The sequence below is a fragment of the Hyphomicrobium sp. genome (genome assembly GCF_035687085.1).
Classification (GTDB): Bacteria; Pseudomonadota; Alphaproteobacteria; order Rhizobiales; family Hyphomicrobiaceae; genus Hyphomicrobium_B.
In genome coordinates, this window is sequence record NZ_DASRYS010000013.1 from 379581 (window position 1) to 395051 (window position 15471).

At 61.1% G+C, this 15471-nt stretch carries 17 protein-coding genes; 6 read left to right on the forward strand and 11 right to left on the reverse strand.

Features of this window, described 5'->3' with window-relative positions:
- Positions 1-23 precede the first annotated feature (23 nt).
- The 3 genes from VFG26_RS12530 to VFG26_RS12540 form a co-directional block, all read right to left on the reverse strand.
- On the reverse strand, positions 24-227 hold the full coding sequence (locus tag VFG26_RS12530; RefSeq protein WP_325025757.1) for a hypothetical protein: 204 nt from the start codon (positions 225-227) through the stop codon (positions 24-26).
- A 126-nt stretch (positions 228-353) separates the two neighbouring features.
- Positions 354-626 carry a hypothetical protein gene (locus VFG26_RS12535; protein WP_325025759.1) on the reverse strand — a complete coding sequence of 91 codons (273 nt, stop codon included), beginning with the start codon at positions 624-626 and terminating at the stop codon, positions 354-356.
- A gap of 88 nt (positions 627-714) precedes the next feature.
- On the reverse strand, positions 715-1638 hold the full coding sequence (locus tag VFG26_RS12540; protein WP_325025761.1) for a DUF817 domain-containing protein: 924 nt from the start codon (positions 1636-1638) through the stop codon (positions 715-717).
- Between the two features lie 165 nt (positions 1639-1803).
- On the opposite strand from VFG26_RS12540, the gene VFG26_RS12545 reads away from it, so the two are divergent.
- From VFG26_RS12545 to VFG26_RS12560, 4 genes are all read left to right on the forward strand, one after another.
- Positions 1804-2316 (forward strand): hypothetical protein, encoded by a 513-nt coding sequence (locus tag VFG26_RS12545; RefSeq protein WP_325025763.1) that lies wholly within the window; start codon positions 1804-1806, stop codon positions 2314-2316.
- 217 nt (positions 2317-2533) lie between these two features.
- Positions 2534-4708, forward strand: coding sequence for a methylmalonyl-CoA mutase (scpA, locus tag VFG26_RS12550; protein ID WP_325025765.1), 2175 nt, complete (start codon positions 2534-2536; stop codon positions 4706-4708).
- Between the two features lie 35 nt (positions 4709-4743).
- Positions 4744-4950 (forward strand): hypothetical protein, encoded by a 207-nt coding sequence (locus VFG26_RS12555; protein WP_325025767.1) that lies wholly within the window; start codon positions 4744-4746, stop codon positions 4948-4950.
- 340 nt (positions 4951-5290) lie between these two features.
- Positions 5291-5536: a helix-turn-helix domain-containing protein gene (locus tag VFG26_RS12560; RefSeq protein WP_325025769.1), complete on the forward strand. Its 246-nt coding sequence runs from the start codon at positions 5291-5293 to the stop codon at positions 5534-5536.
- 18 nt (positions 5537-5554) lie between these two features.
- On the opposite strand, the gene VFG26_RS12565 is transcribed toward VFG26_RS12560, so the two are convergent.
- Both VFG26_RS12565 and VFG26_RS12570 read right to left on the reverse strand, forming a co-directional pair.
- Positions 5555-6139: an HdeA/HdeB family chaperone gene (locus VFG26_RS12565; protein ID WP_325025771.1), complete on the reverse strand. Its 585-nt coding sequence runs from the start codon at positions 6137-6139 to the stop codon at positions 5555-5557.
- A gap of 290 nt (positions 6140-6429) precedes the next feature.
- Positions 6430-6858 carry a hypothetical protein gene (locus VFG26_RS12570; protein WP_325025773.1) on the reverse strand — a complete coding sequence of 143 codons (429 nt, stop codon included), beginning with the start codon at positions 6856-6858 and terminating at the stop codon, positions 6430-6432.
- A gap of 320 nt (positions 6859-7178) precedes the next feature.
- Between VFG26_RS12570 and pip the strand changes: the two genes are divergently transcribed.
- Together pip and VFG26_RS12580 are read left to right on the forward strand one after the other, a co-directional pair.
- Positions 7179-8123, forward strand: coding sequence for a prolyl aminopeptidase (pip, locus tag VFG26_RS12575; RefSeq protein ID WP_325025775.1), 945 nt, complete (start codon positions 7179-7181; stop codon positions 8121-8123).
- Positions 8124-8420: 297 nt separating this feature from the next.
- Positions 8421-10160 carry a DEAD/DEAH box helicase gene (locus VFG26_RS12580; protein ID WP_325025776.1) on the forward strand — a complete coding sequence of 580 codons (1740 nt, stop codon included), beginning with the start codon at positions 8421-8423 and terminating at the stop codon, positions 10158-10160.
- 142 nt (positions 10161-10302) lie between these two features.
- Here the strand turns inward: VFG26_RS12580 and VFG26_RS12585 are convergent, their stop codons facing one another.
- From VFG26_RS12585 to VFG26_RS12610, 6 genes are all read right to left on the reverse strand, one after another.
- Positions 10303-10899, reverse strand: a complete 597-nt coding sequence (locus tag VFG26_RS12585) for a Spy/CpxP family protein refolding chaperone (protein ID WP_325025778.1) — start codon at positions 10897-10899, stop codon at positions 10303-10305.
- 202 nt (positions 10900-11101) lie between these two features.
- Positions 11102-11605, reverse strand: coding sequence for a hypothetical protein (locus tag VFG26_RS12590; protein WP_325025780.1), 504 nt, complete (start codon positions 11603-11605; stop codon positions 11102-11104).
- Positions 11606-11722: 117 nt separating this feature from the next.
- On the reverse strand, positions 11723-11902 hold the full coding sequence (locus tag VFG26_RS12595; RefSeq protein ID WP_325025782.1) for a hypothetical protein: 180 nt from the start codon (positions 11900-11902) through the stop codon (positions 11723-11725).
- Positions 11903-11998: 96 nt separating this feature from the next.
- Positions 11999-13162, reverse strand: coding sequence for an HlyD family secretion protein (locus VFG26_RS12600; RefSeq protein WP_325025784.1), 1164 nt, complete (start codon positions 13160-13162; stop codon positions 11999-12001).
- A gap of 11 nt (positions 13163-13173) precedes the next feature.
- Complete coding sequence (locus tag VFG26_RS12605) at positions 13174-13392, reverse strand: DUF1656 domain-containing protein (protein WP_325025786.1); 219 nt, start codon at positions 13390-13392, stop codon at positions 13174-13176.
- Positions 13389-15446 carry an FUSC family protein gene (locus tag VFG26_RS12610; protein ID WP_325025788.1) on the reverse strand — a complete coding sequence of 686 codons (2058 nt, stop codon included), beginning with the start codon at positions 15444-15446 and terminating at the stop codon, positions 13389-13391. The genes VFG26_RS12605 and VFG26_RS12610 overlap by 4 nt, the downstream gene beginning before the upstream one ends.
- Positions 15447-15471 lie beyond the last annotated feature (25 nt).

Genomic DNA, 15471 nt, shown 5'->3' on the forward strand with positions numbered 1-15471 from the left:
TTGCGAGCGGAGCGCGGGGAAGGCTATTCGCGGGCCGATGTCGCGATCACGGCCATGATGCCGAGCATCGGAATGGAGGCGAGGATCGAGATGGCAGTCACGGCATACTCGTTGCCGCCTTCCGTCAGCGGCGACAGAAGCGCGTGAGCCTCAGGCAGCGCGGCGACCGCGACAGTGGCAACGGTGGTGATGGCTGCAGCGGCAGATGCAACGACGATGACGGACATGATCACGGTCCTCTCGAATGCTTTCAAAACCGGGCTGGTGTCTGATGAGAGGGAGAATGCAGGAAATTCAGAGCTCCCGCTGTTCCGCGGGTGACACCGTGTGGAAAGGATGAAAACTCGGGACGGCTAGTCGCCTAGCTTTTCAACTCGCGCTGCCATGTCGGGCACGACGGTCATGCGGTAGGAAGCGTCCTCGCAATCGAGAACCCAGACTTCCTCGTTCGGCCGGGAAGCCCCTTCATTCTTCGTGGCGCTCAGCGGCTTATCGCACTTGAAACCTTGCGTCCGCACCTGCGCGGCGAGGTCGGTTGCAGCGAAGTTGCCCGCCGCTGATGCCTGCGTTGCAACGAGGGACGCCGCCAAAAGCAACGCCGATACGAGATAAGGTGATTGCGCCATAAGTCCGCTCCCGATTGATGCCGTCTTATTGTACGGCAATGCCTTCCGGGAAATAAGCACGAGAATTCGCGGTAAATAATGTACTTAGCTATTGTGATTTTATCATCGCATTCGGCCGATTGAGCCACGCGACGAGTGTATATGAAATCAGCATCAGCAGGAACCAAGAGCTGAGCTTGCCGAGCCCGACCGGCACCCATCCGTGCCGTTGGTTGGGATAGGCCCAGGCCGCGGTGAACGTGCCGATATTCTCCGCAAACCAGATGAAAATCGCGACCAGAAGCAAGCCCAGCAGCAGGGGCATGCGCCGGTGTACGCGCCAAATCTTATAGTAGATCGTGCACGGCCCGAGGAGGATGATCGCCGCCGCAAAGAGAATTGGCCGCGCATCCCAAACGTAATGGTGCCCGAAGAAATTGGCGTAGATCGCCACGCTCAAAATGATCAGCGCCCAAATAGGCGGATGCCGCGTAAACCGGAAATCGAAGAGCCGCCAGCACCGCGCGATATACGAACCGATCGCGGCATACATGAAACCGGTGAATAGAGGCACGCCGCCGATGCGCAGCAGGCTCGCCTCCGGATAGATCCACGATCCAACCGAGGTCTTGAAAATTTCCATTGCCGTGCCGACAGCATGGAACACGCAGATGACCTTCACCTCGTCGATCGTCTCGAGCTTGAAATCGATCATGACGATTTGAATGAAAACAGCCGCGAGGACGAGGAAATCGTATCGCGCGAGCGGCGCGCCCTTCGGATAGAAAAGATGCGTCGCGATCAGAAGCGCCAGCAGCAACGCACCGAACAAGCAGGCCCACGCCTGCTTGATGCCGAAGCGGACGAACTCATAGCCGAAGTGCGCGGCGGGCCCTCGCGCTTGCGCCGCCACGCCCACGCGCCACTCCCACTCGATGAAACGGGCAAGCGGCGCCCACAGTCGCGCTGCACTTTGCTTCGGATTTGGGCCAGAGAGCGGGCCAGGAAGCGGATCAGAGGGCTTGTGTTGCATGCCTGAACCGGATGAAGGCGGATCCACGCATCATGCGGAAGTTTGTGGCAAACTCTGAGGCCGGTCGGGCGTTTGAAAAAGAATCTGGATGAACGGCACCGTTCCCATTCCCGCCATCGGCATGCACCGTGTACCGCCGCCGGCGAGCAGCAAAGGATGATCGTCATGCCTACGTCACCGATGCCCGCCCGCACGCAAGGCCTGTCGCTTTTGCGGCTGACGGCAACCGGGCTGCTTGCCGCGATCATCTCGGCAATTCTTGCGGCCATCACGATGCAGGCGCTTGCCGACTATCTCTTCTACGCAAAGCCTTCCTCGGGAACCCCGCCCGGAGCGGCCTTTCAAACTTACGCCGAAGCGCTGCCGACCGCTCTGATGGCGGCATTCCTCTGGTATATTCCGATTGGGACGTTCGTTTTTCCCCCGCTCGCCAAGATCTCCGGCGCGACTTCGGGAAGCGGCGGCGCTCGGCTGGCGAAGTTCATCGTGTTGGGCGCAATCATCTGGCTTCTGGCAGGGGAAGCCATTTATCTCATGCTCTCGCCGGACGCCCTCACACCCTCGGGCGTCAAGCGCAACGACCTGATCACGGCCCTCTTGAGCGGCGTACTTTTCGCGGTCATCTATGATCTGCTGCTGCGCCGGCGCGACTATCTCCTCGCTCGAAGACGCCTATAACGAGCCACCTACCCCTTAGGCCAACATCGCCAACCGCACTGGGCAGCCAGCGCCAGCGGCAACCGGAATCCCCGCACTGGGCGGCCGGCTCCGCGAAGCGGGAGTCGCCCAGTGCAAGTAAGAAAGTCGCACGGCGATTGTCTCGGTACCCGGTTTTGCCGTACCGTGCAGCGGACTGCTTCACAAACCATCATCTCATACCGGATCAGTGCCCTAAATGACGTCGATCCCGAATTTCGCACAGGTGCCTCTCGACCCGCCCGCGACCGCAAAACCGGCCGCTAAGGCCACTGCCCCCGAGGCGCCCGTCTGGGAAACGCCGGAAGGCATCCCGGTCAAACCCGTCTTCACCGACGCGGATACCGCCGGTCTCGATTTCATTGACGGCATGCCGGGCATTGCTCCGTATGTGCGCGGACCATATCCCGCGATGTACGCGCTGCAGCCCTGGACCATTCGCCAGTACGCCGGCTTCTCGACCGCGGAAGATTCCAACGCCTTCTACCGCCGCAACATCGCAGCCGGACAGAAGGGTCTTTCCATCGCCTTCGATCTCGCGACCCATCGCGGCTACGATTCCGATCATCCGCGCGTGAAGGGCGATGTCGGCATGGCCGGCGTGGCGATCGATTCCATCTACGACATGCGCGTTCTCTTCGACGGCATTCCGCTCCAGGACATGACCGTCTCCATGACGATGAACGGCGCCGTGTTGCCCATTCTCGCGCTCTTCATCGTGGCGGGCGAAGAACAAGGCGTGCCGCCGCAGAAGCTCGCCGGAACCATTCAGAACGACATTCTGAAAGAGTTCATGGTGCGCAACACCTACATCTATCCGCCCGCACCCTCGATGCGCATCGTCTCCGACATCTTCGCCTACACCAGCGCGAACATGCCGAAGTTCAACTCGATCTCGATTTCCGGCTATCACATGCAGGAAGCGGGCGCGACGGCGGACCTCGAACTCGGCTACACGATCGCCGACGGCATCGAATACGCACGCGCCGGCGTCAACGCCGGTCTCGATATCGATGCGTTCGCACCGCGCCTGTCGTTCTTCTGGGCGATCGGCATGAACTACTTCATGGAGATCGCCAAGATGCGCGCCGCGCGTCTCCTCTGGGCGAAGCTCATCAAGGAAGAGTTCAATCCCAAGGACCCGCGCTCGCTGTCTCTGCGCACGCACTCACAGACGTCCGGCTGGTCGCTGACCGCGCAGGACATCTTCAACAACGCGACGCGCACGTGCCTCGAAGCCATGGCCGCAACGCAGGGCCACACACAGTCGCTGCACACGAACGGCCTTGATGAGGCCATCGCGCTGCCGACGGACTTCTCCGCCCGCATCGCCCGCAACACGCAGCTTCTGCTGCAGCAGGAAAGCGGCACCACGCGCACCATCGATCCGTGGGGGGGCAGCCACTACGTCGAACGCCTGACGTATGAGCTGGCAAGAAAAGCCATGACCCATATCCAGGAGATCGAAGAGCAAGGCGGCATGGCGAAAGCAATCGCCGCCGGCATCCCGAAGCTGCGCATCGAAGAAGCCGCCGCCCGCACACAGGCCCGCATCGACAGCGGCCGCCAGACGATCACCGGCATCAACAAGTACCAGATCAAGGGCGACCGGGAGGTCAACTTCCTGAAGGTCGATAACCGCGCCGTGCGCGAAGCCCAGCTCGCCAAGCTCGACCGCCTGCGCAGCGAACGCAACGAGGGCGAAGTCGAAGCAGCCCTCAACGCGTTGACAGAGGGCGCCAAGGGCAACGCCAACCTGCTCGATCTCGCTGTGCAGGCCGCGCGCAAGAAGGCGACCGTCGGCGAAATCTCCTACGCGCTGGAAAAAGTCTTCACCCGTCACAAGGCCGAAATCCGCGCCATCAGCGGCGTCTATAAGAAGGAAGCGGCGATGAACCCGAGCGTTGATCGCGTCAAGAAATTGGTCGAAGCCTTCGACAAGAACGATGGCCGCCGCCCGCGCATTCTCATCGCCAAGCTCGGTCAGGACGGCCACGACCGCGGCCAGAAGGTCATCGCCTCCGCATTCGCCGACTTGGGCTTCGACGTCGACATCGGACCGCTGTTCGCAACGGCCGACGAAGCCGCGCGCCAGGCCGTCGAAAACGACGTGCACGTCATCGGCGTCTCATCGCTGACGGCCGGACACTTGACGCTCGTGCCGGAACTCAAGGCCGCCCTCGACAAGGAAGGTCGCGGCGACATCATGATCGTTGTTGGTGGCGTCATCCCGCCATCCGATTACGAAGAGCTCTTCCGCTCCGGCGCGAAAGCGGTGTTCGGCCCGGGCACCAACATTCCCGAAGCCGCGGCCGATCTCATCGAGAAGCTCAACGCGCAGCTCGGTTACGCCGACAAGCAGGCGGCGGAGTAGTCCGCCTGCATCTCCTTTCGTGAAAGGGTGCGATCATGGCCTTCGAGCAGATCAAGCAGGAAATCGCGTTACTGCTGACCGAGATGCAGAACGAGCCGCAGGACCGGCATGAGCTTTACCTCTCGCTGAAAGAAAAGCTCAATCAGATCAGGGCAACCGGCATGCCGTTGCCCGAAGACCTCGTCACGCTCGAACGCGACCTCGAAGCCGAATTCGCCAGCGAACGGCGCGAAGGGGAGTAATAGACTTCCCTTTGAGCGTTCGAGGCCCGTCCATTTAGACAGGCAACCTCGGCACGGCGCAGGTCGTGTAAATAAAAGGACAGGGATTAAGCATCCGTTAACCAATCAGCAATAGCTTCCAGAATAGGATTGGTCCGCATCGGGCCTTATTTTGGAGCCAATACATGTCTGACGCTGGTGGAAATGTAAAAAAACACGACATCCAGTTATGTGGCATTTCAAATGAGTGGCGAGCACCGTCTCAGGTAACTCTCCGTCTGCGTCAGATCTCTCTCAACCTATGGAAGGGCAAATTCCGCGCAAGCGAATGGGTGCTAACGATTGGGCCTAAGGTGGACAAATGATCGGCGCCGATTTGAAAGCTTGGAGAAAGCGAAACAACTATACGCAAGAACGGCTGCGCATGGAACTCGATGTCAGCCGTCAAACCATCGTAACGTGGGAGAATTCATCTACACCGCTGTCTCGGATGCTGGAACTTGCCCTCGAGGCGCTTGAGCATCCAGCAGCGCAACAAACCGGAGGAAGTAGGCTAGCTACAGAATTGCGCAGTTTAGAGCGCAAACGCGCCACTTCGCTCCGGTAGTTTATTTATGCAGACCGCCTACTCGCCGTCTCCGCCCATGAACTTCTCGCTCGTGGTGAAGAGCCCCATCTGCGGGTTCTCGGCGCAGTAGTTCGCGATCTTCTCGATGCTCTTCTTGAACTTGTCCGTATCGATGACCTTCGACTCGGCGTAGCTCGCGTGATAGCCGGCGAGCCACATGAGGATCTGCCCCAGTCCGTCGGCATCCTCCACATCCGAGTTCATCACGCCCTCGCACTTCAGGATGGCAAGGTCGATGGCTTTCGACGTCGCGTCCTCGGCATTCTCGCCCATGTACTTTTGCGCGGCAGTCATGACGCCGATATCGGGATTATCGCCGCAAAACTCGATCGTTTGCCCAAACTCGGTCCCGAGATTGTCGAAGTCTACGACCGTGCCCTGCTCTACCGTCGCCAGATAGCCCGCAACCCAATAGAGAATGACGCTCGCGCCATACTCCTCCTTTTTGTCGGACGACGCCGCTTTTGCAACGAGATCGCGGCAGGTGAGCGTGGAGGCGTCGATCACGTCCGCCGAAGCGGTATGGAATGGGGATGCAAGCAGCAGCGCAGCGGCAGCCGCGCTCAGAAAACGACGCGTCATAGTGGGCTCCGGGAAGACGGCGAGTGGGTGTTGGGCATTGTCGCCGAAGTTACACCCGCTCACCGGGAGCGGACCCGCATGTGCGGCATGTCCTCCGAGAGCGAATCAGCGATGCAGTCAAATTACAATGAAATGCAGTTGTTGAGTGTATGAGAAATTACGGGCGCGCACGATTTCTGCCGCGCGCCGACCAAACCCGGTCCCGGCCCCCATGCTCAAATTTTTCGGATTTCAAAATCAGGAACGGCGCGCAAATCTCGCGCGCCGTTGTTTCGTGAACGTTTGGCGCCTCAGCGCTTGCTCAGCGTAAAGACCGCGCTGCCCGCTTCGCCCGAAAGCCGGACAGTCTGGCTGCGGCCGTTGACGGTGATGCGGATCTGTCCGCCGGTGTTGTACTGCTCGTTGAAGAAGTTGCCGGCGTAGCTGTTCGCGCCAACCTTCCTGATCTGAGCAGACTGATCGACCCGCGCCGATGCCGTCGCGCACGATGCATTCATGACGTAACTCAGCGGACCACTTTTGGAGAACCGTGCACGGCACTTTGCGCCTTCCTTGGTGCCAGTCGAAAAGCTGACGGAACCGCCGCCGGCCCACGTCCCAACGATGGTTTCCGCAGCGTTCGCGGAAGTTGCCGCTGCCGAATGCATACCGAGCACCGCTGCGAGCGTTACGCCTATCGTCAATGCGCGGGGCGCCTTCCAAAGTTTGCTCTGGATCATATTTTACTCCATTGAGATCGGCGTTTTGATCTTCATAACGCTCAACACCCGAGTTGGTGGCGTGGGGCAGGTAAGTATCGATTCAGATTTCGTCAATTCATCACGTCCCGGAAACCAAGAGTTTCTCAAGCTTCCAAGCAGACTAAAAAAGATGCACAGCAGAATGCCCTCTGCGCGCCGTAATTTCAAATCACGCATGCGCACGTGAAGGTCGTACGACACTTGGGCAGACGGGCGGATGCCCTTCCGTGTACGATGGTTGCGCGCCGCTTACCGCCCGATCTTGCCGTTTATCGAAAAGCGTGCTCAGCACTTGGGCGATGAAGACTCTCCCTGAATCGCTCCGCCCCTTTGACGCCCGCATGCTCGATGTCGGCGATGGCCATTGGATTTATGTTGAAGAAGTGGGCTGCAAAGGTGGGCGCCCCATCGTCTTCCTGCACGGCGGCCCCGGCAGCGGCTCGCAGGTCCTGCATCGAACATTGTTCGATCCGGCACGGGACCACGTCTTTCTCATCGATCAGCGCGGCGCCGGACGCAGCCATCCCTATCTTTGCTGCAATGCCAACACCACGAAGCATCTGATCGCCGATCTCGAGCACGTGCGCGAACATTTTCGGATCGAGAAATGGCTTCTGGTTGGAGGCTCATGGGGTTCGACCCTCGCTCTCGCCTACGCCGAGCACCACCCGAGTCGCGCCTCCGGACTTATTCTGCGTGCGGTCTTTCTGGGCACAGACGAAGAGGTCCGCTGGGCCTTCGTCGATGGCCCGCGTATTTTCCGCCCCGAGCTGTTCGAAGCCTTCTGCAATCACCTTCCGCCCCGCGAGCGCAACGACCCGCTAGGTGCCTACGTCAAGCGTCTCACCGATCCAGATCCGGCCGTTCACGCTCCCGCCGCCCACGTGTGGTTCGCCTATGAGCGCGCACTCTCCGAACTCGCGCCCAAAAATGCCGCGCTGCCGAACGAAGTCGCGAGCGACGCGCGACTGCCGCCCACATCCATCTTCGAGGCGCATTACATCAAGCACAGCTTCTTCTTGGAGCCCGGAGAACTGCTCGCAAACGCATCTCGGCTGGCTGGCGTTCCCGGCACCATCATTCAAGGCCGCTACGACCTGTTGTGCCCCCCGAAGAACGCCTACGCCCTCGCCGCCGCCTGGCCGGGCTGCCACCTCGACATCATTGATCATGCCGGACATTCAATGACGGAGCCGGGTGTAATGGACGCGATGCGCCGCGCCATCGCCGCCGGCCTTCGCTGAAAAGCGAAGCCCTGCGCAATGCAAAGCATTGAAAAGTAAGGCCCAGCCGCCGCGTCAGAGACGCACGCACTCCCGGTACAGCTTGACTTTTAATACAAACACCACGATACACCCCGCATTGCTCTTCGATGGCGCTCGGGTCCTCGTGCCACTTTAAGCGGTTCAATCACCGCGCTCGACCCTGCATTGAGATCAATCCTTATAGACAAGGCCGCACCCCGAAAGCGCCGGTGTGGGCCATGGGACGAACCCCGGCACAGGATGCGCGGGGAACGAAGCCCTTGGGACTTTTCCACTTTGACAGTACAGACTTTCGAGGCTTTCGGATTTGCCGAGCCTCTTTCGCGTGCCCTGACGCAGTGCGGGTACACGTCGCCGACTCCCATCCAGCAGCAGGCGCTCCCGCCGCAGCTGGAAGGCCGCGACCTGCTCGGCTTGGCTGAGACGGGCTCGGGCAAGACCGCCACCTTCCTTATTCCGATCCTGAACAAGATTGCCGCCGAAGGCCTCGAGCCCGGCTGGAAACAGGTCGTGGCACTCATCCTCGCGCCGACGCGTGAGCTTGCCGTCCAGATCGACCAGGAAGTCGCAAAGCTCTCGCGCTTCATGAACCTCCGCCGTGCGGTCGTTCTCGGCGGCGTCAGCAAAGGCCCGCAGATCAACGCGCTGAAGCGTGGCGTCCACGTTCTCGTCGCGACGCCTGGCCGTCTCCTCGATCACGTCAATATGCGCAGCTGCGATCTCTCCGGCGTGCAGACGCTGGTCATCGACGAAGCCGACCGTATGTTCGACATGGGCTTCATCCGCGACATCAACAAGATCGTCTCGCTCATCCCGCAGAAGCGCCGGACCGCGCTCTTCTCGGCAACGATGGCGACGGAGATCAAGAAGTTCGCCTACGATATCCTGCAGGACCCCTACCGCATCGATCTCTCGTCGAAGACCATCGTCGTCGACCGTATCGACCAGAAGGTCATGATGGTCCGCTCCGCTGAAAAGCAGAGCCGCCTGCACACGATCCTCGCCGACGAAGAAGCCAAGCGCGTCATCGTCTTCACGCGGACGAAGCGTGGCGCCGACCGCGTTGCCGACCGGCTGGGCATGGCGGGCATCAGCTCGTCCGCCTTCCACGGCAACAAAGCGCAGAACGCCCGCCAGCGCGCGCTGAACGACTTCACGCTCGGCCACATCCGCGTTCTCGTGGCGACCGACATCGCCGCCCGCGGTATCGACGTTTCCAACATCACGCACGTCGTCAACTTCGACATGCCGCTCGACCCGGAAACCTACGTGCACCGCGTCGGCCGTACGGCCCGCAAGGGCACGACAGGCATCGCGATCTCGCTGTGCGATCCCTCGGAGCGTGGCGAAATCCGCGCCATCGAGAAGATGATGAAGCAGCCGATCGAAGTCATCGACGACATCGGCGGCGAAGACTTGCCCATGCCGGAACGCCGCCGTGACGACAACGGTCCGCGCCGCTCGGGCCCGCCGCGCGGTGGACGTGGTGCCGAAGGCCATCGTGGCCGTCCGGCATTCCAGGGCGCAGCCAACGGCCGTCCCCGTCAGGACCGGGCAGCTGGCGATCAGTCTGGCAACCGGCCGGATGACCGCCGCCGCGAGCGTCCGGAACGTAAGCCCTACGATCCGGCAGCCTCGATTGCCCGTCCCGCGGGCGAAGGCGCCGCCAAGTTCGGCGTCGCTGACCGCGAGCACAAGCCGCGTTCGGATCGTCCCCATCAGGACGGCCCCCGTGGCCCGCGCCGTTCCTTTGGCGATCGTCCCGGCGAACATCGCCAGGGTGAGAACCGCAATGGTGAACACCGCGCAGGCGCACCCCGCGTTGAGCATCGTGGCGATGCGCGTCCCGCACGTCATGGCGACGGTCCCCGTCAAGCAGATGGCGCCCGTCAACATGGACCGAGAAAGCCCCATCAGGGCGGCGGCGAAGGCCGTCCGTCATGGAAGGGCGGAACGGATGCTCCTAAGTTCATGAAGCGCCGGGAAGACGGCGACCGCAGCCGCCCAGCGCGCTAATACTTCCCGCCCTGGCGGCCGGCTCTCCGGAGGAGAGTCGCCAGGGCCAAACAAAAAAAGCCCGGCCCATAAAAAAGGCCGGGCTTTTTATATGCCCGGCCAGTCTGGGGAACTCTGTCAGGAGAAGAGGGCCGGACCCGGATCAGCCCTTCTTGTCGGGCTCACCGCGATCGTCGTCGTTGTCTTGCATCATCGGGCCGCCTTTGCCTTCGTGCCCGGACCAGCCGCCGTGACGGCCGCCTGGGCCCCATCCGCCGGCAAACTTATGACCGCGGCCGTGATGCATCAGCTGCTTCATCAGCGGCCTCAGCACATCCTTCTGTTCATCCGTGAGTGAAGCGTAGAACGGGCTGAACGCCGCCGAGAACGCCTTCATGCGGTCGGCGCGCTCGCTCATCCGCTGGCTCATCTTCTGAATGCGGTCGGCAAGATCGGCGCGCTTCTGCTCGCCGCCCTTCTCTTGCTCAGCCTTTCGCTCTTCTATCTTTTTCTTCCATTCCTCGCGCGCCGCTTGGCGGGCTTTGAAACCTTCGCGAACTTGCGTCTCGACAGGAGCCCAGAGCTTTTCCTGATCGGGTGTTAGCTGAAGCGCGGTCTTCACCATCGCGAGCTTGCCTTCCTGCAGACGCGTGCGGGTCTCAGGCGACATCTTCTCGCCCGGCTTGGCGATGGCAATGGTCGCGGGCACTGCGATGACGGCCGCAAGTGCGATCCACGTACCGCGAGATAAAGTTTTCATAGGCGCTCTCCTTTGGGCCGGGGATAGGCAGGGGGAATTTACCGGCCGTCGGGGTAACAACGGGGACGCACGCGTGATCCGTCGCGGCCTCGCGATTTGGATCAACCCAAAGATCAGCTGAATCGAATGAGCAATTCGAGGGACATTAAGAGCGCTTTCGCCCTAGCCTTGCTCGATTTGGGTGTAAGCGGGCAACGCGCGCTTAATTCGCCCCATTGATGATTTTGGGCGCGTGCGGATCTTCGCTCGGCATCAACGGCACATCTGCCGCCGCGGCTTTCCCCGGCTTCGGGTCGACGGCAATCTTCTGGCCGGGGTTCTGCATCGGCCCCGAAAGCGACGTCTGCGCGGCAACCGGCTTACGCAGATATTTCTGGGCTGGCTGCGCGTAAACGACGGGATCGCGCCCGCTGAAGCATCCCGCAACGCAGATCACCAAGTCTTCATTCGGACGCGATGCGATGAGCCGGCGAACGAGAGGACTATCCGCTCCTGCGGACCGCCGCGAACCGGAGCCGTCTTCCGGAATGGTATTGAGGTTCTTTGCCGAAGCTTCCGGATCGCTGTCGGCACCCGCTGCTTCGAGTTGTGAGCCGTCCGCCGTGACCCCCACCGTCTCTGTGCTCTCGGCAAGAACGCGCGAGAGCGGAGAAGCGAGAGCGAGGACAGCGACGGCGGCTGAACCCAAGAACCACGAGCGACGCATGACGGACAACGGCTCCAAATCTGAACAGATTTCGAACAAATGTGCCGTACCGGGGTAAACAAACGCTTACCCCGTCCTGCGCCTTAAAATCGAAGAAGAAACGCTGGAAAGCCCCGCCTAATCGTCGAGCAGACCGTTCGACCGGTTGGAACGCTGAACTTTGACGACCGTCACGGTCCTGCCCCGCCGGTCCTGCACTTCCCGTGCGTGCTCTTGCCGCCGCGCGTATCGTTGCGCCAGCTCCTTGTTGGCAGCGAGCTTCAATTTCTCGGCAATGCTCTGCGAAAAAAGTGACATAGGGCGAATCCTCAAAGTTTGCCTGACAACAGCAGAGATCCGCCCCGGTTCCTTCGATTTTGAAATATTCCGCACTCAAACCATAAAGCACCGACTTCAATGCACGTGCACGGAAGGTCTGCGACGCCTTCCCCCTCTCGATGACTTGGAACTCTTTTCCGTCCCCTTTCCGACTTCACCGCTGCTGGCGCCCTTGGCCCCGCGGCCGCCCCCTTCCTTCGCTCCTTCAGGCGCCTTTGCCTCCCCGCGCGGCGTTTCGGACTTTGGGGTTTCCGGCTTTGGCGTTTCAGGCTTCGCGCTCCCGGACTTCGGTTCGACCTCGATGGTGCCCGTCATGCCGACGACAAGCCGTAGGTCCTTTGGAATCTCATCGAAATCGATGCGCACCGGAACGCGCTGCGCCAACCGTACCCACGTGAAGATCGGATTGACGGTCGCAAGGCCGCTCTTACCTGGCGTTGCGTTCGACACCACGATACCGCGAGACACGCTGTCCACATGTCCGTGCAAGACCTTGTTGTAGCCGAGCAGCCAGATCTTGGCCGGATCGCCGTCCTTGATGTGCTTCAAAGCCGTCTCTTCGAAGTAGCCGTCCATCCAGAACGAATCTGCATCCACGATGGACACGACCTGCTGCCCGGCCGTCGCATAATCGCCTTGCCGGATCAGCAAATTTGTAACCCAGCCGTTCACGGGCGAGCGAAGCTCGGTGCGTGCCAGATTGTTGTTTGCCTGCGTGAGATTAGCTTTCTGCTGCGCCAGCGTGGCTTCAGCCATTTCCGCGGCCGACGTATAGGTCTGCCGCTCTTCCTTTGACGCCGCCAGATCACTCAGGGCTTTCCGCCGCTCACGTTGTGCGATCTTGTTTTCGAGGTCGGCCTGAGCCTGCTTGATGGCCGCATTGGCAAGATCGACCGCAACATTGTAGTCGCGCGGATCGATCTTCATCAGCAGTTCGCCCTTCTTGACGTACTGATTATCCTTGATCGGAAGGTCGACGACCCGGCCCGAAACCTCGGGCGCTAGCCTCACGACGTAGGCCCGGACTGTCCCATCGCGTGTCCAGGGCGAGGACATGTAATCCTGCCACAATATCCACAGCGCTCCGCCCGCGAGCGCCGCGAAGAACAGCGTCGCCAGGACGGGAAAGATCCTGAGACGTCTCCGCACGGAGGGCGGATCGTAGACGGTTGTTTTCCTCTCCCGGCTCGCGGCCTTGCTGAGCGGTGCCTCACGGCCGGTTGATGCAATCTCTGGCATGCTGACCGAGCCTAATGATAAATTTTAAGATGCCCAAAGATGACAACCGTGGCCGACAAGACGATAAGAAACACGGAAAACTCGAAAAGGGCCGGATGCCACACACGGCGCGCCAAACCAAGCTCGACTGCAATCACGCGCAATATCATCGTGATTGCGAACGCCAGCGCCATCAGCGGCACAAGCGGCGAAATGAGAACGCCCAGGATGTTGATTTCGACGAAGCTCATGTGGGCTGGCTTCCGAAAAAGTCGGTCGAGCGCGCGACAGCCTCGGCCACCGCAAGCAGCATGGCCCGCGCGCGCATTCGCCCGCGCACCCCGGGCTCGGATTCGGGAATGGACGCGATCTCCTTATCGAGAACTTTCAGAATGTGCCGGACCCGCGGTAGATCTCCGGCAGCCAGCGCGTCGGAGAAATCCCGGATTTCCGCACCGATCCGGCCGTGCTTCGACAGCGGCCGAAGTCGGATGAGCTGCACGCCGACGGGCAGCGTCGAAACAAGCCGCGATCGCTGAACAGGGTCAGCCTCCTCGGGCAGCGCGGCCAGCCGCGAGTAGATGCGGCCCTGCCATTGGGTAAAAGTCCAGCGCCGCCGCCCGGCTGCAAGCCGCCGCAGGTCGCGAATGGACAGATCGACCAAGCGCTGCGCCCGATGTGCCGGCGAAGGATGCGGTATGAGCACGAGGGCGATCCCTCCCGCCACGCAACCGGCCACGAGACCGAGCGCCGTATTGAGATAGTTCTGCGGATCGAAAGTCATCACGTTTGTCGGCGCGAACAGCGGCATGAAGTTGACTGTGGCCGGGATGAAGACAGGGGCGAACAGCGGTACGACCGACAGCGCCCCGATCGGAACGAGCGCAAGCGACAAGATGAGAGACAACGCGAGGAACGTCTCGTGATTGATAAGCACCGTGAACTTGAGCAGCCCGGCGACGACAGCCGCGATCAGCGTGCCCACCACCTGTCCCAACGCAGCTTTTGAGGAAAGGTCCAAGAGCGGCGAAAGGAGCATGATCGTGATGCCGGAAAACATAACGGCGTACAGGCCGGCTGGCCACTGCGTGACAATCCAGAAAAGCACCGCGATGCCGACGCCGATGAAAACGCGTATGGCATTGACGAGCGCCGGCAGATAATCGGCGACGATGACGTTGGGCATGCGTACGGCGTCCCGCGCCGTGCGCGGATCGCGCAGAAGCGCGAGACCGTTCGCTGCAGCTTCCAAACCGGTCGCAACCTCAGCACTCGCATCCGCCGCAAGCCGCCACGAAACATCGTTCGTCTTGATCGCCATGAACTTACGCACGAGCGCCGCGTCGAAATCGCGATAGAGCGCTGCTCCCGGGCTCCATTCCGGAGGAAGCACATCTGCAATCTCCGCCGCGATATGATTGGCCTCGTCGCTGGGAAGCCCGCGAAGGTGCGTCTCCACGATCCGCGCGCCGGATATTGCTGCAAACAAGCCATCGACTGCGACGCGCAGTATGGCTCTTCTCTGCATGATTTCCGGGGACTCGCCCGCCGCTTGATCGATAACCGGTATGAGATCCGCTGTTCGCTTGATAAGCATGCGCCGCTTCTCGGGGCCAGCAGCGCTCCAAGGTTCGGCGAGTATTCCTTCGAAGTGCCGAGCCGTTTCTTCAATGAGCTCCGACAGCAGCATCTCCAGCCGTTGCGGCGAGTCGCCGAGGGATGTAAGCGCAATCACCAACGTTCCGCTCGCAATCCCGATGCTGATTTCCGACGCCCGGTTCATTGCGATCTGGAATATCTGGTCGGGCTGGGGAATGACGCTGCTTGCAATAATGATCAGCGTATAACCAGCCAGCATCGCGCCATAGGCCGCAAAGTTTTTCAGCAAAGTCGAAACGAACGAGCAAGCCGCAGCCCAAAGAAGCATTGCGAACAGAAACCCCGCGCGCTCCTGCGGAAACACGGCCGTGAGTGCCAGCGCCGCAATCGTGCCCACCAGCGTTCCCACCAGCCGGTAGACGCCTTTGAGTAGCGAAGAGCCGACGACCGGCTGGCAAACGATCGCGGCCGACGTGCCCGCCCAATAGGGCGCATCGAGTTCAAGGTAGAAAGCGGTGAAAAGCGCAAGGGACACCGCCGCCGTCAAACGCACCCCGAAGAGCAGCGCCGGAACGGCAGTAACGAAGACGTTCGCAATGCCAGATGATTTCTCGTGTGCAACAGCGTCCATCGGCAGCCACCGGGCACAGCCGAGCCGCGCGTCATGCCGGATCGGACCCGAGGGGTTAAGGTGGAGCGGCGCCATTGGTTCCGGCCACGCTTCGCTGAAG

Coding starts and splice junctions, on each gene's coding strand:
- VFG26_RS12530 (WP_325025757.1), bottom strand. CDS start 227: ATGTCCGTCATCGTCGTTGCATCTGCCGCTGCAGCCATCACCACCGTT.
- VFG26_RS12535 (WP_325025759.1), bottom strand. CDS start 626: ATGGCGCAATCACCTTATCTCGTATCGGCGTTGCTTTTGGCGGCGTCC.
- VFG26_RS12540 (WP_325025761.1), bottom strand. CDS start 1,638: ATGCAACACAAGCCCTCTGATCCGCTTCCTGGCCCGCTCTCTGGCCCA.
- VFG26_RS12545 (WP_325025763.1), top strand. CDS start 1,804: ATGCCTACGTCACCGATGCCCGCCCGCACGCAAGGCCTGTCGCTTTTG.
- scpA (WP_325025765.1), top strand. CDS start 2,534: ATGACGTCGATCCCGAATTTCGCACAGGTGCCTCTCGACCCGCCCGCG.
- VFG26_RS12555 (WP_325025767.1), top strand. CDS start 4,744: ATGGCCTTCGAGCAGATCAAGCAGGAAATCGCGTTACTGCTGACCGAG.
- VFG26_RS12560 (WP_325025769.1), top strand. CDS start 5,291: ATGATCGGCGCCGATTTGAAAGCTTGGAGAAAGCGAAACAACTATACG.
- VFG26_RS12565 (WP_325025771.1), bottom strand. CDS start 6,139: ATGACGCGTCGTTTTCTGAGCGCGGCTGCCGCTGCGCTGCTGCTTGCA.
- VFG26_RS12570 (WP_325025773.1), bottom strand. CDS start 6,858: ATGATCCAGAGCAAACTTTGGAAGGCGCCCCGCGCATTGACGATAGGC.
- pip (WP_325025775.1), top strand. CDS start 7,179: ATGAAGACTCTCCCTGAATCGCTCCGCCCCTTTGACGCCCGCATGCTC.
- VFG26_RS12585 (WP_325025778.1), bottom strand. CDS start 10,899: ATGAAAACTTTATCTCGCGGTACGTGGATCGCACTTGCGGCCGTCATC.
- VFG26_RS12590 (WP_325025780.1), bottom strand. CDS start 11,605: ATGCGTCGCTCGTGGTTCTTGGGTTCAGCCGCCGTCGCTGTCCTCGCT.
- VFG26_RS12595 (WP_325025782.1), bottom strand. CDS start 11,902: ATGTCACTTTTTTCGCAGAGCATTGCCGAGAAATTGAAGCTCGCTGCC.
- VFG26_RS12600 (WP_325025784.1), bottom strand. CDS start 13,162: ATGCCAGAGATTGCATCAACCGGCCGTGAGGCACCGCTCAGCAAGGCC.
- VFG26_RS12605 (WP_325025786.1), bottom strand. CDS start 13,392: ATGAGCTTCGTCGAAATCAACATCCTGGGCGTTCTCATTTCGCCGCTT.
- VFG26_RS12610 (WP_325025788.1), bottom strand. CDS start 15,446: ATGGCGCCGCTCCACCTTAACCCCTCGGGTCCGATCCGGCATGACGCG.